The sequence below is a fragment of the Streptomyces sp. NPDC102467 genome (assembly GCF_044765445.1).
Lineage (GTDB): Bacteria > Actinomycetota > Actinomycetes > Streptomycetales > Streptomycetaceae > Streptomyces.
The window spans coordinates 277,644-301,450 of the sequence record NZ_JBIWKA010000009.1; the positions used below are offsets into that span (position 1 = coordinate 277,644).

The 23,807-nt window shown below is 70.4% G+C and carries 22 protein-coding genes and 1 riboswitch; of the genes, 7 read left to right on the plus strand and 15 right to left on the minus strand.

Annotation, left to right across the window (positions count from 1 at the left end; all coding sequences use genetic code 11):
* The first annotated feature begins 51 nt into the window (after positions 1–51).
* Positions 52–498, plus strand: a complete 447-nt coding sequence (locus ACIREE_RS20790) for a DUF3093 domain-containing protein (protein WP_404153944.1) — start codon at positions 52–54, stop codon at positions 496–498.
* 1 nt (position 499) lies between these two features.
* Here the strand turns inward: ACIREE_RS20790 and ACIREE_RS20795 are convergent, their stop codons facing one another.
* From ACIREE_RS20795 to ACIREE_RS20810, 4 genes are all read right to left on the minus strand, one after another.
* Positions 500–1,459, minus strand: a complete 960-nt coding sequence (locus tag ACIREE_RS20795) for a hypothetical protein (RefSeq protein WP_404153947.1) — start codon at positions 1,457–1,459, stop codon at positions 500–502.
* Positions 1,460–1,472: 13 nt separating this feature from the next.
* Positions 1,473–1,769 carry a DUF4193 domain-containing protein gene (locus ACIREE_RS20800; protein WP_018535993.1) on the minus strand — a complete coding sequence of 99 codons (297 nt, stop codon included), beginning with the start codon at positions 1,767–1,769 and terminating at the stop codon, positions 1,473–1,475.
* Positions 1,770–2,198: 429 nt separating this feature from the next.
* Positions 2,199–3,440 carry a sensor histidine kinase gene (locus tag ACIREE_RS20805; RefSeq protein ID WP_404153950.1) on the minus strand — a complete coding sequence of 414 codons (1,242 nt, stop codon included), beginning with the start codon at positions 3,438–3,440 and terminating at the stop codon, positions 2,199–2,201.
* Between the two features lie 7 nt (positions 3,441–3,447).
* Positions 3,448–4,101: a response regulator transcription factor gene (locus ACIREE_RS20810; RefSeq protein ID WP_018535991.1), complete on the minus strand. Its 654-nt coding sequence runs from the start codon at positions 4,099–4,101 to the stop codon at positions 3,448–3,450.
* 335 nt (positions 4,102–4,436) lie between these two features.
* Here ACIREE_RS20810 and ACIREE_RS20815 point away from each other — a divergent pair, with 335 nt between their 5' ends.
* On the plus strand, positions 4,437–4,610 hold the full coding sequence (locus ACIREE_RS20815) for a hypothetical protein (protein ID WP_363196077.1): 174 nt from the start codon (positions 4,437–4,439) through the stop codon (positions 4,608–4,610).
* A gap of 100 nt (positions 4,611–4,710) precedes the next feature.
* On the opposite strand, the gene ACIREE_RS20820 is transcribed toward ACIREE_RS20815, so the two are convergent.
* Both ACIREE_RS20820 and ACIREE_RS20825 read right to left on the minus strand, forming a co-directional pair.
* Positions 4,711–5,508: an inositol monophosphatase family protein gene (locus tag ACIREE_RS20820; protein ID WP_404153953.1), complete on the minus strand. Its 798-nt coding sequence runs from the start codon at positions 5,506–5,508 to the stop codon at positions 4,711–4,713.
* A gap of 10 nt (positions 5,509–5,518) precedes the next feature.
* Entirely contained in the window at positions 5,519–6,658 is a 1,140-nt protein-coding gene (locus ACIREE_RS20825) for a ferrochelatase (RefSeq protein WP_404153956.1), read from the minus strand.
* A 160-nt stretch (positions 6,659–6,818) separates the two neighbouring features.
* On the opposite strand from ACIREE_RS20825, the gene ACIREE_RS20830 reads away from it, so the two are divergent.
* Positions 6,819–8,075, plus strand: coding sequence for an MFS transporter (locus ACIREE_RS20830; protein WP_404153959.1), 1,257 nt, complete (start codon positions 6,819–6,821; stop codon positions 8,073–8,075).
* Complete coding sequence (locus ACIREE_RS20835) at positions 8,023–9,354, plus strand: D-arabinono-1,4-lactone oxidase (RefSeq protein WP_404153962.1); 1,332 nt, start codon at positions 8,023–8,025, stop codon at positions 9,352–9,354. Before ACIREE_RS20830 ends, ACIREE_RS20835 begins: the two co-directional genes overlap by 53 nt.
* Before the next feature lie 7 nt (positions 9,355–9,361).
* Here the strand turns inward: ACIREE_RS20835 and ACIREE_RS20840 are convergent, their stop codons facing one another.
* Positions 9,362–10,627, minus strand: a complete 1,266-nt coding sequence (locus ACIREE_RS20840; RefSeq protein WP_404153965.1) for a hypothetical protein — start codon at positions 10,625–10,627, stop codon at positions 9,362–9,364.
* A 521-nt stretch (positions 10,628–11,148) separates the two neighbouring features.
* Between ACIREE_RS20840 and sepH the strand changes: the two genes are divergently transcribed.
* The gene (gene sepH, locus ACIREE_RS20845) at positions 11,149–12,228 is read left to right on the plus strand and encodes a septation protein SepH (protein ID WP_404153968.1); all 1,080 of its coding nucleotides are present in this window, start codon (positions 11,149–11,151) and stop codon (positions 12,226–12,228) included.
* Positions 12,229–12,292: 64 nt separating this feature from the next.
* Here the strand turns inward: sepH and ACIREE_RS20850 are convergent, their stop codons facing one another.
* The gene (locus ACIREE_RS20850) at positions 12,293–13,150 is read right to left on the minus strand and encodes a sulfurtransferase (protein ID WP_404153970.1); all 858 of its coding nucleotides are present in this window, start codon (positions 13,148–13,150) and stop codon (positions 12,293–12,295) included.
* A 275-nt stretch (positions 13,151–13,425) separates the two neighbouring features.
* On the opposite strand from ACIREE_RS20850, the gene ACIREE_RS20855 reads away from it, so the two are divergent.
* A complete protein-coding gene (locus ACIREE_RS20855) occupies positions 13,426–14,199 on the plus strand; it encodes a VOC family protein (protein ID WP_404153973.1) in 774 nt (257 codons plus the stop codon).
* A 38-nt stretch (positions 14,200–14,237) separates the two neighbouring features.
* On the opposite strand, the gene ACIREE_RS20860 is transcribed toward ACIREE_RS20855, so the two are convergent.
* From ACIREE_RS20860 to ACIREE_RS20875, 4 genes are all read right to left on the minus strand, one after another.
* Entirely contained in the window at positions 14,238–14,882 is a 645-nt protein-coding gene (locus tag ACIREE_RS20860; protein ID WP_404153976.1) for a thymidine kinase, read from the minus strand.
* A 56-nt stretch (positions 14,883–14,938) separates the two neighbouring features.
* Positions 14,939–16,126 carry an alkaline phosphatase family protein gene (locus ACIREE_RS20865; RefSeq protein WP_404153979.1) on the minus strand — a complete coding sequence of 396 codons (1,188 nt, stop codon included), beginning with the start codon at positions 16,124–16,126 and terminating at the stop codon, positions 14,939–14,941.
* Positions 16,126–16,713, minus strand: a complete 588-nt coding sequence (locus ACIREE_RS20870) for a DUF5998 family protein (protein ID WP_363197825.1) — start codon at positions 16,711–16,713, stop codon at positions 16,126–16,128. The genes ACIREE_RS20865 and ACIREE_RS20870 overlap by 1 nt, the downstream gene beginning before the upstream one ends.
* An 82-nt stretch (positions 16,714–16,795) precedes the next feature.
* The gene (locus ACIREE_RS20875; RefSeq protein WP_404153982.1) at positions 16,796–19,624 is read right to left on the minus strand and encodes a GNAT family N-acetyltransferase; all 2,829 of its coding nucleotides are present in this window, start codon (positions 19,622–19,624) and stop codon (positions 16,796–16,798) included.
* 178 nt (positions 19,625–19,802) lie between these two features.
* Here ACIREE_RS20875 and ACIREE_RS20880 point away from each other — a divergent pair, with 178 nt between their 5' ends.
* On the plus strand, positions 19,803–20,084 hold the full coding sequence (locus tag ACIREE_RS20880) for an HPr family phosphocarrier protein (protein WP_003993478.1): 282 nt from the start codon (positions 19,803–19,805) through the stop codon (positions 20,082–20,084).
* Between the two features lie 241 nt (positions 20,085–20,325).
* Here ACIREE_RS20880 and ACIREE_RS20885 read toward each other — a convergent pair whose 3' ends face one another.
* From ACIREE_RS20885 to ACIREE_RS20895, 3 genes are all read right to left on the minus strand, one after another.
* The gene (locus tag ACIREE_RS20885) at positions 20,326–21,012 is read right to left on the minus strand and encodes a GntR family transcriptional regulator (protein WP_404153985.1); all 687 of its coding nucleotides are present in this window, start codon (positions 21,010–21,012) and stop codon (positions 20,326–20,328) included.
* A 222-nt stretch (positions 21,013–21,234) separates the two neighbouring features.
* Positions 21,235–22,023 (minus strand): M23 family metallopeptidase, encoded by a 789-nt coding sequence (locus ACIREE_RS20890; RefSeq protein WP_404153988.1) that lies wholly within the window; start codon positions 22,021–22,023, stop codon positions 21,235–21,237.
* Between the two features lie 12 nt (positions 22,024–22,035).
* Positions 22,036–22,200: riboswitch (cyclic di-AMP (ydaO/yuaA leader) on the minus strand.
* A gap of 237 nt (positions 22,201–22,437) precedes the next feature.
* Positions 22,438–23,805, minus strand: a complete 1,368-nt coding sequence (locus ACIREE_RS20895) for a M16 family metallopeptidase (RefSeq protein WP_404154268.1) — start codon at positions 23,803–23,805, stop codon at positions 22,438–22,440.
* Positions 23,806–23,807: the final 2 nt, after the last annotated feature.

The following is a 23,807-nucleotide window of genomic DNA, read 5'->3' on the forward strand; positions in this document are numbered from 1 at the left end:
GACCTTACCCGCGCGTCCTGTGCCGCCATGCATCGTGCCAAGCTTGGCTCCATGGAGCTCTCTACGACGCCGTACGAAGAACGCCTCACCGCACCGCGTTCGTGGTGGCTCATCACCTTCCTGGTGGGAGTCGCCTGCGGCCTCACCCTGCTGCCCTTCGGCACGATCCCGCTGCTCAGCGGGTTCGTCGGCGGCCTGCTCGTCGCCGCCGTGATCACCAGCCAGTACGGGTCGATCCGGATCCGCGTCGTGGCCGGCTCACTGGTCGCGGGCGACGCGAAGATCCCGCTGTCGGCCCTGGGCGCCGTGGAGATCCTGGACGCGGAGGAGGCGCGCGCCTGGCGCTCGTACAAGGCGGACCCGCGCGCCTTCATGCTCCTGCGCAGCTACGTCCCTACGGCGGTCCGCGCGGAGATCACGGACCCGACGGATCCGACGCCCTACGTCTACCTGTCGACGCGCGAACCTGAAGCTTTGGCAAAGGCTCTGGGAGCCTGACTCAGCCCTCGATCTCCAGGACGTCGTCGGGCGCGTCCAGCGGCGGCAGTTCCGGCAGCGCGTCCCACGGCACCTGGAGCCGCCTGAGGTCCTTGCGCACCCGCTCGGCCAGCTTCTTGGTCTCCCTGCGGTTCATGACCGCGCCGACCGCCGCCCCGACCAGGAACGGCATCAGGGTCGGGAGGTTGCGCACCATCCGCTTCATGATCTGCTGGCGCAGCTCGCGCTTCATCTGGCCGCCGAGCGCGATGTTCACCGTCGACGGCTTCGACACGTCGATCCCGCGCTCCTCCGACCACGAGGTCAGATAGGCGCTGGTGCGATTCGTCAGGCTCCCGGCGGGCCGCAGTCCGTAGACCTCGTGCAGCTCGGCGACGAGCTTCAGCTCGATCGCCGCGACGCCCGTGATCTCCGCGGCCAGCTCGGTCGGCATCGCGGGCGGTACCGGCAGCATCGCGGCCGCACCGACTCCGGCGCCCATCGTGGACGAGGCGGCCGCCGCACCGGCGACCAGCTTGTCCGCGATCTGCTCGGGCCCCAGGCCCGGGAACTGTTTGCGCAGGGCCGCGAGGTCCCGTACGGGCACCCGCGGCGCAATCTCGATGATCCGGTCGGCGAGGTAGCCGATACCGGCTCTGGCGGCGCTGCCGCCCTTGACCAGCCCCGTTCTCGCGACGCTGCCGCTCTTGCGGACACCGTCCTTGACAGCGGCCACCCGGCGTCTGTTCTGCTGTGCCTTGGTGCCCGTCGCCTCGACCGCGTCGGCGTCGTGCAGATCCACGACGCCGGCCGCCGTCAGGTCGCCCGCCACTTCGCGCTCGTACGCCGCTCCGAGCGAGGCATCTTCACTGGTCGAAGAGCCCCGCCCGTCGTCGTCACGCACGGCCTCTGGCAGGCCTTCTGCCGCATCTCTGTGCTTGCTCCGGATGCGGCGCTTCCAGGGCGGGGTCGAGCCACTCATGCCCGACCCCACCTCAGTCGCAGTCTCGGCAGATCGGCTGGCCGTTCTTCTCCCGCGCGAGCTGGCTGCGGTGGTGCACCAGGAAGCAGCTCATGCAGGTGAACTCGTCCTGCTGCTTGGGCAGGACACGAACGGCCAGCTCCTCGTTCGAGAGGTCGGCGCCCGGAAGTTCCAGGCCCTCGGCCGCCTCGAACTCGTCCACGTCCACGTTCGACGCGGACTTGTCGTTCCTCCGTGACTTCAGCTCTTCGATGCTGTCCTCGTTGAGGTCGTCATCGGTCTTGCGTGGGGTGTCGTAATCCGTTGCCATGTCGCGCTCTCCCCCTCTGGGTGTCTGCGGTGTCTCAAGCGCCGTAACGCATGAGAGGCCGGACTTGTGCCCGACCTGAGGCGGAGATTTTGCCTCACATCAAGGTCTGTTACTCAATCGACACCCAACCGGACCCCTCTTGAGTGATCGGCTTAGGTGGCGAACGGGACCGTACACGGTCCGTTTGCCGCACTGCACGGGCGCCACCCCGTGTACTTCCCGTGATCAAGCTGTCCGAAAACCCGGATTTTCCCGGCTTTCATGCGGCTTTTGCGATCACGGAGAGTAGATGATGGGAAATTCGCCCATGTGATCGATCACACACGGTCTTCCCGGGCGCAGGTCCCGAAAATTCCGCTAAAAGCGAACACCTCCAGCGCGTCGGCGGAAGCATGTCAGATCCGCCCCCGCCGCGCACGTTGAACCGGTCTAGATCGGCAAGGTGACGCGCATCACGAGCCCGCCCCCCTCTCGGGGCACGGCAGTGATCCGGCCACCGTGGGCGCGCGCCACCGACCTGGCGATGGACAGACCGAGACCCACCCCCTTGTCGCTGCCGGTGCGCTCGGTGCGCAGCCGCCGGAACGGCTCAAAAAGGTTGTCGATCTCGTACCCCGGAACCACCGGGCCCGTGTTGGCCACCACCAGGACGGCCTGGCCGTGCTGCGCCTCGGTGTGCACCTCGACCCAGCCGTCCTCTCGCACGTTGTAGCGAATCGCGTTCTGTACGAGGTTCAGCGCGATGCGCTCCAACAGGACGCCGTTGCCCTGGACGACCGCTTCCTTGCGTTCGCCGCGGATCTCCACGCCCTTCTCGTCCGCCTCGGACCTGGCCTGGTCGAGCGCCTGGGAAGCCACCTCCGCCAGGTCCACCGGCTTGCGCTCGACGATCTGGTTGTCGCTGCGGGCGAGCAGCAGCAGGCCCTCCACCAGCTGCTCACTGCGCTCGTTCGTGGCGAGCAGCGTCTTGCCGAGCTGCTGCAGCTCCACAGGGGCGCCCGGGTCGGAGAGGTGAACCTCGAGGAGCGTGCGGTTGATGGCGAGGGGGGTGCGCAGCTCGTGCGACGCGTTGCCCACGAAGCGCTGCTGCGCCGTGAACGCCCGCTCCAGGCGGTCGAGCATCTCGTCGAAGGTGTCCGACAGCTCCTTGAGCTCGTCGTCCGGACCGTCCAGCTCGATGCGGCGCGACAGGTCCGTACCGGCCACGCGGCGCGCGGTGCGGGTGATGCGGCCGAGCGGGGACAGGACGCGGCCCGCCATCGCGTACCCGAAGGCGAACGCGATGATGGCGAGGCCGAGCAGGGCCATCAGGGACCGGCTCAGCAGGGTGTCGAGGGCGTGCTGGCGCTGCTGGTTGACGCAGTCGCTCAGCGCGCTGTTCAGCTCGCTGGCGGGCAGCGTGGTGCCGTTCGGGATGTTGCACATACTGCTGGACACCCGGCCTTCGACGACCTTGAACGGCAGCTCGCTGCCCACGTTCAGGGCCTGTGCCGCGAGCAGATAGATGATCGACAGCAGCAGGATGCCCGCGATGAGGAACATGCCGCCGTAGAGCAGCGTGAGCCGTATGCGGATGGTCGGGCGGAGCCAGGGGAAAGGAGGATCTTCCTTCGCGCCAGGCATCCAGGTCGGTTTCGGTGGCGCCGAGGGCGGCGCTGGTGCGGCGGCCATCGAGGACTCAGATCCGATAGCCGGAGCCGGGCACCGTGACGATGACCGCGGGTTCGCCGAGCTTGCGGCGCAGGGTCATGACGGTGACGCGTACGACGTTCGTGAACGGGTCCGTGTTCTCGTCCCAGGCCTTCTCGAGGAGCTGCTCGGCGGAGACCACGGCGCCCTCGCTGCGCAGCAGCACCTCCAGGACGGCGAACTCCTTGGGCGCGAGCTGGATCTCCTTGCCGTCGCGGAACACCTCGCGCCTGTTCGGGTCGAGCTTGATCCCGGCGCGCTCGAGCACGGGCGGCAGGGGCACGCTCGTACGGCGTCCCAGGGCCCGGACGCGGGCCGTCAGCTCGCTGAACGCGAAGGGCTTGGGCAGGTAGTCGTCGGCGCCCAGCTCCAGGCCCTCCACGCGGTCGCTGACGTCGCCGGAGGCGGTCAGCATCAGGATGCGGGTGGGCATGCCCAGCTCGACGATCTTGCGGGCGACGTCGTCGCCGTGCACGAGCGGGAGGTCACGGTCGAGGACGACCACGTCGTAGTCGTTGACGCCGATGCGCTCCAGGGCGGCCGCGCCGTCGTACACGACGTCGACGGCCATGGCCTCCCGGCGCAGTCCGGTGGCCACCGCATCGGCGAGCAATTGCTCGTCCTCGACGACGAGTACGCGCACGTCGCTTGTCCTTCCTCTGGCCACCCGCGGGCAGATTCGAGCGCGCGCGGGCAGGTCTCATGGGGTGTGAGCCTCCATCCTGCCCCTTTCGGCCATAAACCGGCTGTAAGGCGGCGGGGCGGGTGGCGAAGCGGACGGGGAATGCCGGTTTTTCTCCCGGGGTTGAGGTTTCCGCGGAAGGGAGCGGGGGGAGGACGGCTGTACATCCGCGATCACGCTTTGTATGTGGCGTGCCACGAGCTGCTTACCGCAGGGCGGCTGGAGACGTGATCACCCCTTCCACAGGGCACACCCCCGTGCCACCGACCCACGACCCAGGACGAGGGGGCGCAACCATGGACGCTTTCACCGCAGGACTGCTGCAGCGCATAAAGGCGGCCGAGTCCGACCTGACGCTGGCGCGCGAGACCGGCGACGACTTCCTTGCCGAGGTCGAGCAGGGTGAGCTGGACGACCTCCACCGCCTCGCCGCCGAGCACGGCGTGGAAATTCACGCCTCGAGCGTCTGAACCATCTGCCGGACACAGTGAAGGGCCCCGGCGCCTGATATCGATCCAGGCGGGCGCCGGGGCCCTTCGCGCTGTGCGGACGGGCGCGGGTGGGGCCGGGTCAGTCGTGCCAGGCGCCGAGTTCTTCGAGCCACTTCTGCAGTGGCTCGAAGAGGCCGGGCGGCGCGGCGATGGTCAGCTCGGGCGACACCGGCTCGCCGGGGCGGCCTCCGGTCAAGGCGCCCGCCTCGCGCGCGATGAGGTCGCCGGCCGCGAAGTCCCAGGGGTTCAGGCCGCGTTCGTAGTACGCGTCCAGGCGGCCCAGTGCAACGTCGCACAGGTCGATCGCGGCCGAGCCGCCGCGCCGGATGTCGCGCACCCGGGGCACCAACTCCCGTACGACGTCCGCCTGATGGACCCGGCGCGTCTCCAGGTAGCCGAAGCCGGTGCCGACCAGGGCTTGCGCGAAGGGAGGCGCCACGCGCGCGTGGGCGGGACGGTCGTTCACGTAGGCACCCTGCCCCACAACGGCGCGGTAGGTCTCGCCGCGCATCGGCGCCGCGACGACGCCGACGATCGTCTCGTCGTCCTTGCGGGCCGCGATGGAGACGGACCAATCGGGGCGCCCGTAAAGGTAGTTGACGGTTCCGTCGATGGGGTCGATCACCCATTGGACACCGCTGGAGCCCTCTGAGGAGGCGCCCTCTTCGCCGAGTACGCCGTCGTCGGGGCGGCGCTCGGCCAGGAAGTCCGTGATGAGCTTCTCGGACGCGATGTCCATCTCGGTGACCACGTCGACCGCACTGGTCTTGGTGGCGGCGACGCCGAGGTCGGCGGGGCGGCCGTCGCGCAGGAAGACCCCGGCGCGGTCGGCCGCTTCCAGGGCGACGGCGAGGAGTTCTGCCTTCAGGTCGGTCACGTCAGCATCCTTACGCGTACGGGCTGTCGGCGCCCGCGGCGGCGGGCTTGGGGGCGCGGGCCGGACAGCAGCCCACGGGACACAGGTTGTGACTGGCGCCGAGCGCGCCCAGGGCGCACGGCGTGACGTTCCTGCCGCTCTCATCTGCGGACCGCTCCAGGACCAACTCCCGTACAGCGGCGGCGAAACGCGGGTCCGCGCCCACGGTGGCCGAGCGGCGTACCGGGAGGCCGAGCTCGGCCGCCTTGGCCGTGGCCTCGGTGTCGAGGTCGTACAGGACCTCCATGTGGTCCGAGACGAAACCGATGGGCGCCATGACGACGGCCGGAACCCCGGCGCCGTGCCGCTCCTCCAGGTGGTCGCAGATGTCGGGCTCCAGCCAAGGGATGTGCGGGGCGCCGGAGCGCGACTGGTAGACGAGCTGCCAGGGGTGGTCGACGCCGGTCTCCTCGCGCACGGCGTCGGCGATCAGCCGCGCGACGTCCAGGTGCTGCCGCACGTACGCACCGCCGTCTCCGTGCTCCTCCACGGGCCCGGAGGTGTCGGCCGCCGAAGTCGGGATGGAGTGCGTGCTGAACGCGATGTGGGCGCCGTCCCGTACGTCCTCGGGGAGGTCGGCGAGGGCCTTCAGGACGCCGTCGACCATGGGGCGCACGAAGCCGGGGTGGTTGAAGTAGTGGCGCAGTTTGTCGATCGTCGGCAGCCGCAGGCCCTCGGCCTCCAGCGCGGCCAGCGACTCCGCGAGATTCTCGCGGTACTGGCGGCAGCCCGAGTACGAGGCGTACGCGCTGGTCGCAAGGACGAGGATGCGGTGGTGGCCGTCGACGACCATCTCGCGCAGCGTGTCGGTCAGGTACGGCGCCCAGTTCCTGTTGCCCCAGTAGACCGGCAGATCCAGGCCGTGCTCGGCGAAGTCCTTGCGCAGGGCGTCGAGCAGCGCACGGTTCTGGTCGTTGATGGGGCTGATCCCGTCGAACAGGAAGTAGTGCTGCCCCACCTCCTTGAGCCGCTCCTTGGGGATGCCACGGCCCCGCGTCACGTTCTCCAGGAACGGGACGACGTCGTCGGGGCCCTCCGGGCCTCCGAACGAGAGCAGGAGCAGAGCGTCGTAGGGGCGGGCATCAAGGCTGGCAGCGTGCGCGTCTGGCATGTGTTCGATCCTGCCACCCGCCACTGACGGGCGGAAAACTGCCATGCCGACCGGCACCTGACACGCGTAAGCTGTATCGGTCGCAGTTACGCCTTACCCCTTACGCGCTTGGCCCGTACGTCTTGCGCGTTACGCACTTACCCCATACGCCGGAGTCCCGTTGCCCAGCCCCTACCGCGCCATATTCGCCTTGCCCGGCACCAGGAGCTTCTCGCTCGCCGGGTTCCTCGGGCGGATGCCCCTGTCGATGATGGGCATCGGCATCGTCACGATGGTCTCGCAGCTGACCGGGCGCTACGGACTCGCGGGCGCCCTGTCGGCGACGGTGGCGCTCTCCGCCGCCGTGATCGGACCGCAGATCTCCCGCCTGGTCGACCGGTACGGGCAACGGCGCGTGCTGCGCCCGGCCACGCTGGTCTCGCTCGCCGCGGTCACCGGGATGCTCCTGTGCGCGAAGTACGAGGCCGCGGACTGGACCCTGTTCCTGTGCGCCGCGTTCATCGGCTGCGTTCCGAGCGTGGGTTCGATGATCCGCGCGCGGTGGGCAGTCCTTTACCGGAGCACGCCAAGGCAGTTGCACACGGCGTACTCCTTCGAGTCCGTGATCGACGAGGTGTGCTTCATCTTCGGGCCGATCATCTCGATCGGGCTGTCCACGGCCTGGTTCCCGGAGGCCGGGCCTCTTCTTGCGGGCTGCTTCCTGGCGGCGGGCGTCTTCTGGCTGACCGGACAGCGCGCCACCGAACCGGCGCCGCACCCCCGCGAGACACACGGCGCAGGATCGGCGCTCCGCGCGCGTGGGTTGCAGGTACTGGTCGTCACGTTCATGGCGACGGGCGCGATCTTCGGGGCGGTCGACGTGGTGACGGTGGCGTTCGCCGAGGACCAGGGGCACAAGTCGCTGGCCAGTGTGGTGCTCGCCGTGTACGCGTCCGGGTCCTGTGTCGCGGGCGCCGTGTTCGGACTGCTGCACTTCAAGGGGGCACCGGCCCGCAGGTGGCTGGTGGGTGTCGTCGCGATGGGCGTGAGTATGATCCCCCTCCAACTGGTCGGGAACCTGCCGTTTCTGGCCGTGGCGCTCTTCGTTGCGGGCCTGTCCATCGCACCGACGATGATCACGACGATGGCCCTCGTCGAGCAGCACGTACCACGCGCGAAACTGACCGAGGGCATGACCTGGGTGAGCACGGGACTCGCGGTCGGGGTCGCGCTCGGCTCCTCCGCGGCCGGCTGGGTGATCGACGCCGCCGGTGCGAAGGCCGGGTACGGGGTTCCGGGAGTCGCCGGCGCCGTCGCGGTCCTGGTCGCGTTCCTCGGCTACCGCCGGCTGAAGCAGCCGGTTCCGCAGCGGGGAGGACTCACCGATGAGCACGGCGCAGACGGCCAGCGGCGCGAAGAACGGCGAAGCGTGGCGTAACTGGGCGGGGAACGTCACCTCACGTCCCGTACGAGAGGTGACACCCGCTTCAGTGGATGAGCTGTCCGCAGCGGTACGCAAAGCGGCGGAGGACGGTCTGAAGGTGAAGGCCGTCGGCACCGGTCACTCCTTCACGGCGGCCGCGGCCACCGACGGCGTGTTGATACGCCCTCAACTGTTGACCGGTATCCGCAATATCGACCGGGACAACATGACGGTCACGGTCGAGGCCGGCACCCCGCTCAAGCGACTCAACATGGCCCTGGCCCGCGAGGGTCTGTCGCTCACCAACATGGGCGACATCATGGAGCAGACCGTCTCCGGCGCCACCAGTACCGGCACCCACGGCACGGGCCGCGACTCCGCCTCCATCGCCGCGCAGATCAGGGGCGTCGAACTGGTGACCGCGAGCGGTGAGCTCCTCACCTGCTCCGCGAAGGAGAACCCGGAGGTCTTCGCCGCCGCCCGCATCGGCCTGGGCGCGCTCGGCATCATCACCGCGCTCACCTTCGCCGTGGAGCCGGTCTTCCTGCTCACCGCGCGGGAGGAGCCGATGAGCTTCGACAAGGTCACCGCCGACTTCGACGAGCTGTACGCCGAGAACGAGCACTTCGAGTTCTACTGGTTCCCGCACACCGGCAACTGCAACACCAAGCGCAACAACCGCAGCGCCGGCCCCGAGGCTCCGGTCTCGCGGATCAGCGGCTTCGTCGACGACGAGGTGCTCTCCAACGGATTGTTCCAGGTGGTCAATTCGCTCGGCCGCGCGGTGCCCGCCACGATCCCGACGATCGCCAAGATCTCCAGTAAGGCGCTGTCGGCCCGGACGTACACCGACGTTCCCTACAAGGTCTTCACATCTCCGCGCCGCGTTCGCTTCGTCGAGATGGAGTACGCCGTTCCGCGTGCCGCCCTCGTAGAGACACTTCGTGAGCTGAAGAGCATGGTGGACCGCTCGAAGCTGCGCGTCAGCTTCCCTGTGGAGGTGCGCACCGCCCCCGCCGACGACATCACGCTGTCCACAGCCTCCGCCCGCGACAGCGCCTACATCGCGGTCCACATGTACAAGGGCACCCCGTATCAGCGGTACTTCACGGCTGCCGAGCAGATCTTCACCGCTCACGAGGGCCGCCCGCACTGGGGCAAGGTGCACACGCGCGACGCCGCGTACTTCGCGCAGGCCTACCCGCGCTTCGGCGAGTTCACCGAGCTGCGCGACCGCCTGGACCCGGACCGGCTCTTCGGCAACGCCTACCTGCGCCGGGTCCTCGGCGACTGATCACTTCCTACTCGGCCGGGCTCTGCCGGCCGGAGTCGGCGCCCGACCCGGTGTCCGCGCCCGAGCCCGTGCTCTGCGACGGGGTCGGCGTGGGCGTCGGGGTCGGGGTCGCCTTGCCGTCCCCGGAGTCCGAACCGTCATTCGACCCGGCGTCCGAACCCGAGTCGGAGCCGGAGTCCGACCCGTTGTCCGAGTCGGTGCCCGAGCCGCTGCCGTCGCTCGGCGTCGGACTGGGCGTCGTGTTCCCATCCGTGGACGAGTCGCCACCGTTCCGCTGAGTGCCGTCACCCGAGCCGGTGCTGCTGCCGTCCGAGGGCTGCGAGGTACTGGGGGCGGGGTCGCTGCCACCGGAGGACCTGTGGCCGCTGAAGGCGTCCCGGAAGGTCGTGCTGCCGCTGTCCCCGCCGAAGCTCTGCCCTGCCACGATCTCGTACGTCGTGATGCCGCCCATGGTCACGCCGAAGACGACGGCGGCGGCGATCAGCGGCCGCTTCCAGCTCTTTACGCGGGACCTGTGCACGGTCCCGCCGCTGAACTCCTCGTCGGCAGGGCCGGACTGGTGCGGCAGATCCGTCGCGGGCCGCAGCACCCGCGTGGCGTCGTCGATCACGCCGTCGCGCACGTCTGCCTTGAGGAGCTGCGTCTTGTCGGGATCGGCCGTGCCGAGCAGCCGGGTCTGCGCGGGTGCAGTGGCATCAGCGGTCACAGCGGCTGCAGCGGTTTCATCGGGGAGCAGATCAGCGACGGCGCCGGTGTCGAGCAGCTGGGTCATCTCGTCGTCGGCCGGGAACTGCGGCAGCGCCGTCGTCGCCTCGGCGTCAGCGGCCGGCGGCGTCCCCCACGTCGTGGTCGTCGGCAGTGCACCCGTGGCGGGGCGCGCGGCAGGCGGCCGGGCGCCGGTGACCATGGCCTTGGTGGCATCCATGGAGTCGTCCGAGCGGAACGTGCGCGGTACGGGGCGGCCCTCCGCCGTGACCGGAACCTGCCGCCCCTTGGGCTTCGTCTGCACCGCGACGTCACGTATCTGCTCGCCGGTGCGCCTGAAGAAGTGCTGGAAGACGGTGCCGCCGCAGGTGGCGAGGGCGCTGACCACGCCCGCGCCCAAGATCGTCCCGTAGACGCCGAAACTGGAGGCGAGCTTCGCTGCCACGACGGCGGCGACTGCGCTGCCCGCCACCTGAGGCAGGCTCAGATCCACCCGCTTCTTCCCCTTGGGCCTGTCCTGGTCGTTCCTGGAGTCGTCCCTGGGGTTGTTGTCCGGCGTCACGCCCATCTCCGGTCCTTACCTGCCTTTCTCGACATACCTGCCTTTTCCGCAATGAAGCTCCCGAGGCTACGCGAACTCCATGTGTCACGTGAGAAAGGGACGTATGACCGAAGCCCGTAGTTCCACTTCTGTAGATTCCGTGAAGCACGCCACGCGCATCCGCCGCGAATCGGACATGCCTCATGGGCACGCCACGCTCAACTCCCGCCCCCCGTGAGAAGTTCGGCGGCGTGCCGATCCACGCGAGTGGCCCGAATGGAGTACTGTTGCGAGCCCTGGGTCCGGTCTCCCGCCAGGGCGTCCGGGGCCTTCCAGGACCGCCGGGAGGGGGCTCGTTGCACAGGGTGACGGCTTCGGTCACTTAGCGTTGCGAACAGGTAACCGTGCCATAACGGCGCTCTCGGGTCGTTGCCCGACACGCCGGGCAACTCGGCAAGGTTGTGGCAGGCTGCACCCGGGCAGGCCACACTCGACTAGCGGAAGCAGCGACGCACGTGACGTCGGCAGGCACCACCCGGGAGGTCCCCATGCCCGAACTGCGTGTCGTGGCCGTCTCTAACGACGGCACACGGCTGGTGCTGAAGGCTGCGGACAGCACGGAGTACACGCTTCCGATCGATGAGCGCCTCCGGGCCGCCGTGCGCGGCGATCGTCCGCGCCTCGGCCAGATCGAGATCGAGGTGGAGAGCCACCTCCGCCCGCGCGACATCCAGGCGCGTATACGAGCAGGCGCCTCCGCCGAGGAAGTCGCCCAGTTCGCGGGCATTCCAGTGGATCGCGTACGCCGCTTCGAGGGCCCCGTGCTCGCGGAGCGCGCCTTCATGGCCGAGCGGGCCAGGAAGACCCCCGTGCGCCGTCCCGGCGAGAACACCGGCCCTCAGCTCGGCGAAGCGGTGCAGGAGCGACTTCTGCTGCGCGGCGCCGACAAGGAAACAGTCCAGTGGGACTCGTGGCGCCGTGACGACGGCACCTGGGAAGTCCTGCTCGTCTACCGGGTCGCGGGTGAACCGCACTCGGCGAGCTGGACGTACGACCCGCCCCGCAGGCTCGTCCAGGCCGTGGACGACGAGGCGCGCTCGCTGATCGGCGAGTCCGACGACATCGGCGCACCCGAACCCACGTTCCCGTTCGTGCCGCGCATCGCACGGCTGCCCAGGGACCGTCCGCTGGACCGCGCCCTGGACCGGCAGTTGGAGCGCCCCTCGCCGCCGGAGCCGCCTTCCGACGAGAACCTGCCGAACCTGCCGGCGATCGCCTCCACCTCGGAGCGCGACTCGCTGACCAGCCTCCTGGAGGCCGTGCCCAGCTACCGCGGCGACATCGTGGTGCCCGACCGCCCCACGACGGCTCCCGAGCCGCCACAGGAGGAACCGGAGCCGCCCACGGCCGCCGAGCTGGAGGAGCCCCAGGCTCCCGCCGCGTCGGCCGGGGCCGGATCGGCGTACGCGGACGTGCTGATGCCGCGCAGCGTCGCCGGCCACCGGGATCGTCTGACCGGCACCACCGACCGCCAGGCCGAGGCCGACGGGGTCCGCCCGGGGCGCCGGGCAGCGGTGCCGAGCTGGGACGAGATCGTCTTCGGAACGCGCCGCAAGAAGCAGGACTAGTCACCTTCGTACGTAAGGGGCCCGCGCCGGTCAACCGGCGCGGGCCCCTTACGTAGAGCATCGGTTACTGCGGGTCCGGGCCCGTCGCCACCGGGCGGGACTCGTCCGCGGACCACTCCGACCACGAGCCGACGTACAGCTGGGCATCGACGCCCGCCACCGCCAGCGCCAGCACCTCATGGGCGCCGGAAACGCCCGAGCCGCAGTAGACGCCGACCTGACCCGGATCGCCGTGTGCGCCAAGGGACTTGAAACGGTCGGCAAGTTCGGCGGCCGGGCGGAAGCGGCCGTCCGTCGCGACGTTCTCGGTGGTCGGCGCCGATACAGCGCCCGGGATGTGGCCGCCGACACGGTCGATGGGCTCCACGTCACCGCGGTAGCGCTCGGCGGCGCGGGCGTCCAGCAGGAGGCCGGAGCGGGCGAGAGCGGCGGCTGCGTCCGCGTCGAGGAGGCCGGTGGCACCCGGTGCAGGGGCGAAGATGCCGGGCTCCGGCGACGGCGCGCCGGTCTCCAGGGGGCCGTCCCAGGTCGCGAGGCCGCCGTCGAGGACGCGCACGGAGGGGTGACCCGTCCAGCGCAGCAGCCACCAGGCACGGGCCGCCGCCCAACCCTGCCCGCCGTCGTACACCACCACGTCGCGGTCGGCCGAGACGCCCGCCGCGCGCATCGCGGCGCCGAAATCGGCCAGGTCGGGCAGGGGGTGCCGGCCGCCGCCCGCGCCCGCGTGACCCGCGAGTTCCGTGTCGAGGTCGATGAAGACCGCGCCCGGGATGTGTCCCGCGTCGTACTCGGCGCGGCCGTCGAACGCGGGTTCTCCCGCGGCCTTCGCCACACTGAGCTGCCAACGGATGTCGAGGAGCACGGGCGGGTTCTCCCCAGCCGACTCGCTCGCGAGTTCAGATGCGGTGATGATGGCATTCATGGGGGCCATCCTTGCTCATGGTCTGGCCCGAGCGCCCGCGTTCGGATAGCGTGCTCGATCGACTACCGAGCGTCAAACGGTCGGAGACGGCCGGTTCATGGCGCGGCAACGTCTTCGAAACACCGATTCGGGCATCCTCTGTGAGGAGTCCGGCGGATTCGGCGCGGCCAGGGAGCGCCGCGCGGCACGGAGTGCCACGATCAGCACGGGCGTGATGCGACACGTGGGTTCCCGATCGCGGGCCCCGAGGGTTCCGTTCCGAGGAGAGAGTGACGATGACCGAGGCAGCAGCCAGGCGCGCACCGGGCACGCCCTGCTGGGTGAGTCTGATGGTGCACGACATGGCCGCGACCCAGGAGTTCTACGGGGCGCTGTTCGGCTGGGAGTTCAGGCCGGGGCCGCAGCAGCTCGGCCCGTACGCACGGGCGCTCCTCGACGGCAGGGAGGTGGCCGGCATCGGCCTGCTGCCGGGCGAGCGTCAGCTGGCGATCGCCTGGACCCCCTATCTGGCCTCGGACGACGTGGACGCGACGGCCGAGACCGTGCGGCACTGCGGCGGCACGGTGGGCGTCGGCCCGCTGGACGCGGGCGAGGCGGGCCGGATGGCGATCGGCTCCGATCCGTCGGGGGCGGTGTTCGGCATCTGGCAGGCGGCAGCGCACCTGGGCATGGCGGTGACCGGCGTGCCGGGCGCGGTGGCGTGGAACGAGCTGGTGACACGGGAGACCGCGAGCGTCGCGAAGTTCTACGAGTCGGTCTTCGGCTACGTCGAAGAGCCCGTCGTCTCCGCCGACTTCGACTGCCTGACGCTGCTCCTGGAGGGCAGTCCGGTGGCCTCCGTACAGGGTGTCGGCCATGCGCTGCCGCGCGACCGGGGCTCGCACTGGATGACCTATTTCGAGGTCGCGGATGTGGACGAGGCGGTGGAGCGGGTCGCCGATCTGGGCGGCCACGTCGTCAAGCCCGCGCGCGACGGTTCACACGGTCGGGTGGCGACGGTCGCGGATCCGGAAGGGGCACGGTTCGCGCTGGTGACGTCGCGGAGCTGAGCAGGCGCCGCGCGCACGGCGTGCGGCGTCCGCCGGGGCTATGCGACGGGGAGAACGTCGGGTGACAAGGTGGACACCTGAGCCGTCGCGCTGGTCGTCCGCTTGCGGTGATGCCGCCTGCACAGCACTTCGTAGCCGATCTCGTCCTCGGCGTGGTCGACGTCGCCGACGACGACCTGAGCGCCCTCGACGACCATCTCGCCGTTGATGGTGCGCGCGTTGTGCGTGGCGCGCGCACCGCACCAGCACAACGCCTCGACCTGCAACACCTCGACGCGGTCCGCGAGTTCGACCAGCCGTTGCGAACCGGGGAACAGCTTGGAGCGGAAGTCCGTGGTGATGCCGAACGCGAAGACATCCAGGTCGAGGTCGTCGACGACGCGGGCCAGCTGGTCGATCTGCCCGGGCGCGAGGAACTGCGCCTCGTCCGCGATCACATAATCCACCCTGCCGCCCTGCGAGAGACGGTCGACGACGTACGCGTAGACGTCCAGGTCGTCGGCGACCTCGACCGCGTCGGTGACCAGGCCGAGCCGCGAGGAGAGCTTCCCCTCGCCGGCCCGGTCGTCGCGGGTGAAGATCATCCCCTGTAGTCCGCGGGCCGACCGGTTGTGCTCGATCTGCAGAGCCAGGGTGCTCTTGCCGCAGTCCATGGTTCCGGAGAAGAACACCAGCTCGGGCATGGGGAGTCGAGCACCTTTCGCGTGACGGGTGAGGAGAGGCGGGGAGGAGTGGGGCCTCAGGAACGTACTTCCAGAAGCGGTACGAGCTGTTCCGCCGGGGTCATGGAGCCGTGGTTGCCGACCATCAGGGACTCCTTCGGCTCGCCCCGCGACGCGATGATCAGCACGTCGTCACGGGCGGCGGCGATGACGTCACCCAGCCGGCCGCGGACCCGCTGATCGACCTGAGGGCCGAACCAGCCCGCATCGATCGCCTCGTCGCGGCTCGCGATCCAGAACTGCTCGCCGAGGACCTCACGCCACACGGTCAGCACATCGCCCTGCGCTCCGGGCACCGCGTACACGTGACGCGCGCGGCCCTCGCCGCCCAACAGGGCGACCCCCGCGCTCAGTTCCCAGTCCTCGTCGAAGTCGATACGGGACTGCTCGTCGAAGGGGATGTCGATCATGCCGTGGTCGGCGGTCACGTACAGGGCGCTGCGCGGCGGGAGCTGCTCGGCGAGGCGCTGGGCGAGCCGGTCGACGTACATGAGCTGGCCGCGCCACGGGTCGGAGTCGACGCCGAAGCGGTGCCCCTTCCCGTCGACCTCGCTGTAGTACGTGTACACCAGCGACCGGTCTCCGGCGGCCAGTTGCTTGGCTGCCAGGTCCATGCGGTCCTCGCCGGAGAGGCGGCCGTGGAAGGTGCCGCCGCTGAGCGCGATCTTGGTGAGGGGCGTCGACTGGAAGGCGGGCGCCGAGACCTGGGCCGTGTGGACTCCGGCCTCGTGCGCCCGCTGGAAGATCGTCGGGTACGGCTGCCAGGCCTTCGGGTTCGTCCACGGGTTCCAGCGGAGCTGGTTCATCAGCTCGCCGGTGGCCGGGTTGCGCACGGTGTAGCCGGGCAAGCCGTGGGCGCCGGGCGGCAGGCCCGTGCCGACCGAGGCGAGGGAGGTCGCGGTGGTGGCCGGGTAGCCCGCGGTGATCGGGCTGCCGGTGCCACCGCGCGACGAGGCTATGAGCGAGCTGAGGAACGGCGCCTCGTCCGGATGCGCCCGCAGCTGCTCCCAGCCGAGGCCGTCGATGAGAAAGACGCAGGCCCGATCCACGGGCGCGAGCTCGGGAATCGTGGCCGCACAGCCGGGAACGCCCAGGTGGGAGCCGATGGTGGGCAGCAGGTCGGCGAGCGATCCGGCGCCGTACGCCGGGACGGGAGCGGAGTGGACGGGCAGCGGCTCTACGTCGTCCCAGGCGGCCTGCGTCATCAGCGTCCCGCGTCCGCGGTGGCCTCGGAGAGTGCCTGGGCGAAGGCGAGGGCCTGGCGCACGGTCTCGGGTCCGTCGCCCGCCTCGCTGACGCGCAGGCTCAGGTCGTCGGCGGTCGAGCTGCCCGTGTAGCCGTGGTCCGCCTCGCAGTTGGGGTCGCCGCAGGCCGCGGGCTCCAGGTCGATGCGGGCGACGGCGCCCCAGCCGATGGTGAGGACGACCTCGCGGGGCAGCGTGCCCGGAACGTACTTCTCCGGATTGGCGACGACACGGCTGAGCACGACCGAGGAGATCCGGTCGAGCTTCACGGATTCCGTGGACGTCGTCGCGTACGGCGTCGGGGACGTGGTGTCGGCCGCCTGCTCGTCGGTGTGGCTGACGATGAAGCGGGTGTCGGTCAGGACCAGGACGGTGACGTGACGACGGACCTCGTTCGCGTCGAACGTGGTCTCCTGGTGCACGAGGTACGACGCGATCGGCTCGCCGCCGACCGCGGCCTCCACCGCCTCGGCCACGAGGGCCGGGTAGTAGCCGCTGCGCTCGATCGCCGCTCGCAGCCCTTGGGTCGTCGTACTGGTCTTGGCCATGGGGTCCATCCTAAGGCCCGGGAAGAGACTGCCGATGCCCCTGTGGATAACCCTCCGTGAGGGCATTTCGCAGGGGGTGAGGTCAGTACGCGACGGGCAGGGTGCGCGGGCCCAGGTCGTCGCGGGCAGGTGGTGGCGCGAGCCGGACCGAGGCGCCGAGCACGGTCAGTCCGTACGGGGCGACGACGACCGGTTCGAGGGCGACACCGACGACCTCGGGGTGGTCGTCGACGAGGCGGGACACGCGCTGCAGCAGTTCTTCGAGCGCGGGCGTGTCGACGGGGGCGGCGCCGCGCCAGCCGAACAGGATCGGCGCCGTCTTGATGGAGCGGATGATGCCCTGGGCGTCCTGGTCGGTGACCGGGATCAGTCGATGCGCCGTGTCACCGAGCAGCTCCGACGCGGCGCCGGCCAGACCGAAGGAGAGCACCGCACCGGCCGCCGGGTCGATGACGGCCCGGACGACCGTGTCGACACCGCGCGGCGCCATCGACTGCACGACGGGCCGCAGCTCGGCCGGCCCGCCGAGCTGCTCGGTCAGCTCCTCGTAGGCGCGCCGCAGATCCGTCTCGTCGGCGAGGTCCAGGCGTACGCCGCCGAGGTCGGCGCGGTGGCGCAGGTGCGGGGCGGTCGTCTTGAGGGCCACGGGGTAGCCGAGGGTGTGCGCCGCGCCGACGGCGTGGTCGGCGTCGGGCGCGGGCAGTGTCTCCCGTACGGAGACGCCGTAGTGGGAGAGCAGTGCGCGGGCGTCCTCCGGGACGAGCTCGACGCCGCGCGGGTCGTCCTCCTTGGCGAGCAGCTCGGTGATGAGAGCAGCGGCCGCGGCTTCGTCGACGCCGTCGTACTCGGGCACCTTGCCGGGCTCGGCCGCGTCGCGCCGCCACTGGGCGTACTTCACGACTTCGGCGAGGGCCCGGACGGCGCGCTCGGCGGCCGGGTAGGCGGGGATGAGGCGCGGGGTGTCTTCTGAGGTCTCGGCGCTCGCGGGGACCGGCCGGGGCGGCTGGCTGTCGGGGGCGTCCGGGGCGTTGGGTCCGGTGCTGGCAGCGGCGGAGAGGGCTTCGGCGAGACCGCCCAGCTCGACGTGGACGACGAGGACCGGCTTCGTGGGCGCGGTGGCGGCTGCCGCGCTCAGGGCTGCCGCCAGCTCGGCGTCCTCGGTCGGGCCCTCCCCCACCGCCGGCATCGCGGTGACGACGACGGAGTCGGTCTTGTCGTCGGCCAGCGCCTCTTCGAGTGCGGCGCGGAAGTCCGCCGCGGAGGCCGCGGTGGTCAGATCCCGTGGCGGTTTGGGACGCAGGCCCTCGGAGAGGCACACGTCGTAGGTCAGCAGGCCGAGCGACTCGGAGTTGCCGAGGATGGCGACGCGCGGTCCGGCGGGCAGCGGCTGGCGGGCCAACAGGAGCCCGGTGTCGACGAGTTCGGTGATCGTCTCGACCCGGATGACGCCGGCTTGGCGCAGCAGTGCGGAAACCGTGGCGTACGGGAGACGCGTGGCGCGTACGGCGTGCCCTGTGGGCGCGATCCCGCTGTGCCGGGCGCCCTGCACGACCACGAGGGGCTTGGCCTCCGCGGCGCGGCGGGCGAGGCGGGTGAACTTGCGCGGGTTGCCGATGGATTCGAGGTACATGAGAGCGACGTCCGTGTCCGGGTCGTCGTACCAGTACTGAAGGACGTCGTTCCCGGACACGTCGGCGCGGTTGCCCGCGGAGACGAACGTCGAGATCCCCGTCGCCCCGGTGACTCCCCCGCCCCTGCGGTGCAGGCGCGCCAGGAGGGCGATGCCGATGGCGCCGGACTGGGCGAACAGGCCGATGCGGCCCGGGCGCGGCATCTCGGGGGCGAGGGAGGCGTTGAGCCGTACGTCCGACGACGTGTTGACGACTCCGAAGGCGTTCGGTCCGACGATGCGCATGCCGTAGGTGCGGGCCTGGCGGACGAGTGCGCGCTGCCGCTCGCGGCCCTCGGCGCCACTCTCCGCGTATCCGGCGGAGACCACGATCAGCCCTTGTACGCCCCGTTCACCACACTCGGCGACGACGTCGGGCACGTGTGGCGCGGGCACGGCGACGACGGCCAGGTCGACCTGGTCGGCGGGGTCGATGTCGCGCACGCAGCGGTGGGCGGGGACACCGTCGATCTCGGTCAGGTCCTCGGGGAACGCCTTGTTCACCGCATACAGGCGGCCCGTGAAACCCGCGTCCTTGAGGTTGTCGAGAACGCTGCGGCCCACTCCTCCAGGAGTGCGCCCCACACCGATCACGGCGACGGAGCCGGGCGCGAGGAGGCGCTGCACGGAGCGGGCCTCGGCGCGCTGCTCACGGGCGCGCTGCACCGCGAGGGACGCCTCTGTGGGCTCCAGGTCGAACTCCAGCCGGACCACGCCGTCCTCGAAGCTGCGCTTCTGGGTGTACCCGGCGTCCGTGAAGACCTTGATCATCTTGGTGTTGGCGGGCAGCACCTCGGCGGCGAACCGGCGGATGCCGCGCTCACGGGCGACGGCGGCGACGTGCTCCAGAAGGGCGGATGCCACGCCCCGCCCTTGATGGGCGTCCTGGACGAGAAAGGCGACCTCGGCCTCGTCGGCGGGCGTGGAGGCGGGCCGGCCCGTCGCGTCGATCCGGTCGTAGCGGACGGTCGCGATGAACTCCCCGCCCACCGTGGCGGCGAGCCCCACACGGTCCACGTAGTCGTGATGGGTGAAGCGATGGACGTCCTTGTCGGACAGGCGCGGGTAAGGCGCGAAGAAACGGTAGTACTTCGACTCGTCCGACACCTGCTCGTAGAAACTGGTCAGGCGCTCGGCGTCCTCGGTGGTGATCGGCCTGATCCGGGCGGTGCCGCCGTCGCGCAGCACTACGTCGGCCTCCCAGTGGGCGGGGTAGGCGTGCCGGTCCGACGGGGTCTCCATGCCGCAAGAGTAGGGCCGGGCGCCGACAGTCGTACGGGTCGCGTCCCGCGCGTGTGGGAGGCAGGCTAAGGAAGGCCGGAGAACGCTGTGCGCACGGGACCCGGGTACGCGGTGAGCATGCTCGCCGGTATGTGAGAATGGTCTAGACAACTGTGAGACACCTGAAGGGCAGCATCACATGGCTGAGCGCCGCGTCAACGTCGGCTGGGCCGAGGGCCTGCACGCCCGACCCGCCTCCATCTTCGTCCGCGCGGCCACGGCGGCCGGCGTCCCCGTGACGATCGCCAAGGCCGACGGCAACCCCGTCAACGCCGCCTCCATGCTCGCGGTGCTCGGCCTGGGCGCCCAGGGTGGCGAGGAGATCGTCCTGGCCTCCGACGCCGAGGGTGCGGACGCCGCGCTCGACCGTCTGGCGAAGCTGGTCTCCGAGGGCCTCGAGGAGCTTCCCGAGACCGTCTGATCCCATCAGTGTGGCGGAGCCGCGCGATTCCCTTAAGGGGCGCGCGGCTCCGCCGTTTTCGCATTCGGGCGGCACGTTTGGACGGTGACGGGTTTGGGCGGCGCAGAGAATTCACACGCACCGACCCAGACGTTGGAATTACCCCGCACCCGTCCGACAACGATCAGGGCAGCCGAATACATTCCGCGACTCATTCATTTCACTCGATGAATAGCGCACTTCTTTGTATACGGCCCTCCTGTTAATGCTGCAGCCCCGCCGTGTTTACGGCATGTTGCGAAGTCCTCACACGATCGCCCGCGCGGGGGACGCGCAGCCGGTGGGCCGTCGAGGCTCGTTCGGTGTGCTGCGCGGCCAGGGCGCGGGCGCGCTCGGCGTCGCCGCGGGCCACCGCGTCCACGATGGCACCGTGCTCGGCCCAGGAGTCGGCCGGCCTGCCCGGGCTCTCCACGGCGTACATCCAGGCGATCTTGTGCCGGAGCTGGGTGAGCAGGGTGATCAGGCCGGGGCTGCCGGAGGCCTGCGCGAGGGTCTCGTGGAACCAGCCGCCCAGGGAGCGCAGATCCTCGTTCTGACCGCGCCTGGCCCGCTCCTGGCCCAGCCTGACCAGGCCTCGCAGGACCTTGAGGTGGGCCTCCGTGCGGCGCTGTGCGGCGCGCGCGGCGCCCAGCGGTTCGAGCATCATGCGGATCTCCAGGAGGTCGGCGGCCTCCTGCGCGGTGGGCTCGGCCACGCACGCGCCCGCGTGTCGCCGGGTGACGACGAAGCCCTCGGCCTCCAGAGTGCGCAGCGCCTCGCGGACCGGCACACGCGATACTCCGTAACGCCGCGCGAGCAGTTCCTCGGTGAGCCTGCCGCCGCGCTCGTAGACGCCCGTGACGATGTCGTCGCGGATCGCTGTGCATACCGAGTGCGCGGGAATGCGCATGACCCGACCTCCGTCTTGATCCCCGCGGAAACGCGATCGATCGACGCTTGTGCAAGCGCGATGGGGATCCATTGGGCGCGCTTTCCCGGTGACTCTATTCCACCGTCCGTGAATTTCCGACGGGAGGTCGGAATCCAGGGATATTTTTTGGCCAGGAACGTCCTGTGTACGCGAAAGCCCCGGCTCGATGAGCCGGGGCTTTCGCGTGGTGTCGCGAAGACGTCAGACGTTCACGCCGTGCGAGCGCAGGTACGCGACGGGGTCCATGTCCGATCCGTACTCGGCGGTCGTACGGGCCTCGAAGTGAAGGTGGGGGCCTGTGGCGTTGCCGGTGGCACCGGAGAGGCCGATCTGCTGGCCGGGAGTGACGGCCTGGCCGACGGAGACGCCGATGGACGACAGGTGACCGTACTGGGTGTACGTGCCGTCGTTCATCTTGATCACGATGTTGTTGCCGTACGCGCCGCCCCAGCCGGCCTCGACGACGGTGCCGGAGCCGACGGCGTGCACCGAAGTGCCGCTCGCCGCGTGGAAGTCGATGCCGGTGTGACTGCCGGAGGACCACAGGCCACTGCTCGCCTTGTAGGCGGTGGAGACGTAGGAGCCGGAGACCGGAGCCACGAAGGTGTTGAGGCGCTTGCGCTCGGCCTCACGGGCGGCGCGCTCCTTGGCCTCGCGCTCCTTTTTGGCCTTCGCCTCGGCCTCGCGCTTGGCCTCCTCGGCCTTCTTCTTGGCCTCGGCTTCGGCCTTCGCCTTGGCGGCCGCCTCGTCGGCGGCCTTCTTCTGCGCGGAGGCCTGCGCGTCGATCTGCGCGGCCAGGGAGTCGCCGATGGCGATGGCCTGCGTGAGGCCGTTCTGGTCGGGGGCCGCGTCGTCGGCGGCGAGCGCGGGGGCGGCGAGGCCTCCGACGACACCGGTCGCGGTGAGCGCTGCGACACCGGCGACCTGCGCGGTGGTACGCGTGAGACGGCTCGGACGACGGTGCTTCCCGGTGGCACGGGTGAACGCCATGTAGTGGCTGATCCTTTCCTTCCCTCTCGCCTACCGGGTTAGCTGACGGGTTCGGAGCAGGAAGGTCTCCTACGGGCCCCCTCCCCGTACGGGAAGAGCGTCCGATTCACCCCAGGGACTGCGATGGGTCCCCGGCTCCCCTGGCTCGCGCCGTGGGGGACTCGGCGATGACTGTCCGGTGTCGCGGGCGCGACGCGTGTCTGGCGAACAGCCGGACCGACGCTAAGCGGAACATCTTTTAAGTAACAAACGGATTCCAGGTTTTGTAGTGCACGCCACAGGGCAGACAGGCAACCTCCGCCCCAATTCGGGCATAAGTGATCCATGGTTGATCGCGGACGAACCCGCGCGACGACAGGAAGCCCCGGCGGCCGTTGCGGCCACCGGGGCTTCGTGCGACGTACGGGGGTGCGGTCAGCCCGTGACCACGCTCACCTCGCCGATGCCGAGGGCCTTGACCGGCTCCTCGATCTGCGCGGCGTCGCCCACCAGGATCGTCACCAGACGGTCCGCCGGGAAGGCGCTCACGACGGCCGCAGTGGCCTCCACGGTGCCCGTCTCGGCGAGTTGGCGGTACAGCCGGGCCTGGAAGTCGTCGGGCAGCTGCTGCTCGACCTGGTCGGCGAGGGTGCCCGCGACGGCCGCGGCGGTCTCGAACTTGAGCGGGGCCACACCCACCAAGTTCTGCACCGCGGTGTCCCGTTCGGCATCCGTGAGGCCCTCGGCCGCCAGCGTGCGCAGGACCTTCCAGAGGTCGTCGAGCGCGGGCCCGGTGTTCGGGGTGTCGACGGAGCCGCTGATGGCGAGCATCGCCGCGCCCGTCCCGTCGGGCGCGGAGCGCAGCACCTGGGCGAAGGACCGCACACCGTAGGTGTAGCCCTTCTCCTCGCGCAGGACACGGTCCAGGCGCGAGGTCAGCGTGCCGCCGAGGCAGTACGTGCCGAGGATCTGCGCGGCCCACACACGGTCGTGCTTGTCAGGTCCGATCCGGCCGATGAGCAGCTGTGTCTGCACCGCTCCCGGGCGGTCCACGATGACGACCCGGCCGGTGTCGTCGGCGGTGACCGGCGGGAGGGGGCGAGGCTCCGTCGTGTCGCCCGTCCAGGCACCGAGTGTGTCCGCGAGAAGTGTGTCGAGGTCGGTGTCCGTCAGGTCGCCCACCACGACGACCGTCGCGGTGGCGGGGCGTACGTGCTTCTCGTAGAAGGCGCGCACGGCCGCCGCGTCGATGGCGGTGACGGTCTCCTCGCTGCCCTGGCGCGGGCGCGACATACGCGCGTCGGCCGGGAAGAGCTGCCTGGAGAGCTCCTTGGCGGCGCGGCGGGCCGGGTTGGCGCTCTCGTGCGGGATCTCGTCCAGCCGATTACGGACCAGGCGCTCGATCTCACTGTCCGCGAAGGCGGGCGCCCGCAGGGCGTCGGCCAGCAGGGCCAGGCCCTTCGGGAGGCGCGAGACGGGCACCTCCAAGGAGACCCGGACACCGGGGTGGTCGGCGTGCGCGTCCAACGTGGCGCCGCACCGCTCCAGTTCGGCCGCGAACTCCTCCGCGGAGTGCTTGTCGGTGCCTTCGTTGAAGGCACGCGCCATGATCGTGGCCACGCCGTCGAGGCCCGCGGGCTCGGCGTCCAGCGGCGCGTCCAGGTTGATCTCGACGGCGACGACCTGCTGGCCGGGACGGTGGCAGCGCAGCACGGTCAGGCCGTTGGCGAGCTCGCCGCGCTGCGGAGCGGGGAACGCCCACGGCTTGGCCACACCCGCCTGGGGCTGGGAATGGAAGTCCATGG

Bases quoted from the DNA above. Each gene is read 5' to 3' on its own strand.
- ACIREE_RS20855 (WP_404153973.1), top strand. From the start codon at position 13,426: ATGACCGAGGCAGCAGCCAGGCGCGCACCGGGCACGCCCTGCTGGGTG.
- ACIREE_RS20800 (WP_018535993.1), bottom strand. From the start codon at position 1,769: ATGGCAACGGATTACGACACCCCACGCAAGACCGATGACGACCTCAAC.
- ACIREE_RS20885 (WP_404153985.1), bottom strand. From the start codon at position 21,012: ATGCGCATTCCCGCGCACTCGGTATGCACAGCGATCCGCGACGACATC.
- sepH (WP_404153968.1), top strand. From the start codon at position 11,149: ATGCCCGAACTGCGTGTCGTGGCCGTCTCTAACGACGGCACACGGCTG.
- ACIREE_RS20825 (WP_404153956.1), bottom strand. From the start codon at position 6,658: ATGCCAGACGCGCACGCTGCCAGCCTTGATGCCCGCCCCTACGACGCT.
- ACIREE_RS20865 (WP_404153979.1), bottom strand. From the start codon at position 16,126: ATGACGCAGGCCGCCTGGGACGACGTAGAGCCGCTGCCCGTCCACTCC.
- ACIREE_RS20890 (WP_404153988.1), bottom strand. From the start codon at position 22,023: ATGGCGTTCACCCGTGCCACCGGGAAGCACCGTCGTCCGAGCCGTCTC.
- ACIREE_RS20795 (WP_404153947.1), bottom strand. From the start codon at position 1,459: ATGAGTGGCTCGACCCCGCCCTGGAAGCGCCGCATCCGGAGCAAGCAC.
- ACIREE_RS20835 (WP_404153962.1), top strand. From the start codon at position 8,023: ATGAGCACGGCGCAGACGGCCAGCGGCGCGAAGAACGGCGAAGCGTGG.
- ACIREE_RS20895 (WP_404154268.1), bottom strand. From the start codon at position 23,805: ATGGACTTCCATTCCCAGCCCCAGGCGGGTGTGGCCAAGCCGTGGGCG.
- ACIREE_RS20840 (WP_404153965.1), bottom strand. From the start codon at position 10,627: ATGGGCGTGACGCCGGACAACAACCCCAGGGACGACTCCAGGAACGAC.
- ACIREE_RS20805 (WP_404153950.1), bottom strand. From the start codon at position 3,440: ATGGCCGCCGCACCAGCGCCGCCCTCGGCGCCACCGAAACCGACCTGG.
- ACIREE_RS20870 (WP_363197825.1), bottom strand. From the start codon at position 16,713: ATGGCCAAGACCAGTACGACGACCCAAGGGCTGCGAGCGGCGATCGAG.
- ACIREE_RS20880 (WP_003993478.1), top strand. From the start codon at position 19,803: ATGGCTGAGCGCCGCGTCAACGTCGGCTGGGCCGAGGGCCTGCACGCC.
- ACIREE_RS20815 (WP_363196077.1), top strand. From the start codon at position 4,437: ATGGACGCTTTCACCGCAGGACTGCTGCAGCGCATAAAGGCGGCCGAG.
- ACIREE_RS20790 (WP_404153944.1), top strand. From the start codon at position 52: ATGGAGCTCTCTACGACGCCGTACGAAGAACGCCTCACCGCACCGCGT.
- ACIREE_RS20875 (WP_404153982.1), bottom strand. From the start codon at position 19,624: ATGGAGACCCCGTCGGACCGGCACGCCTACCCCGCCCACTGGGAGGCC.
- ACIREE_RS20850 (WP_404153970.1), bottom strand. From the start codon at position 13,150: ATGAATGCCATCATCACCGCATCTGAACTCGCGAGCGAGTCGGCTGGG.
- ACIREE_RS20860 (WP_404153976.1), bottom strand. From the start codon at position 14,882: ATGCCCGAGCTGGTGTTCTTCTCCGGAACCATGGACTGCGGCAAGAGC.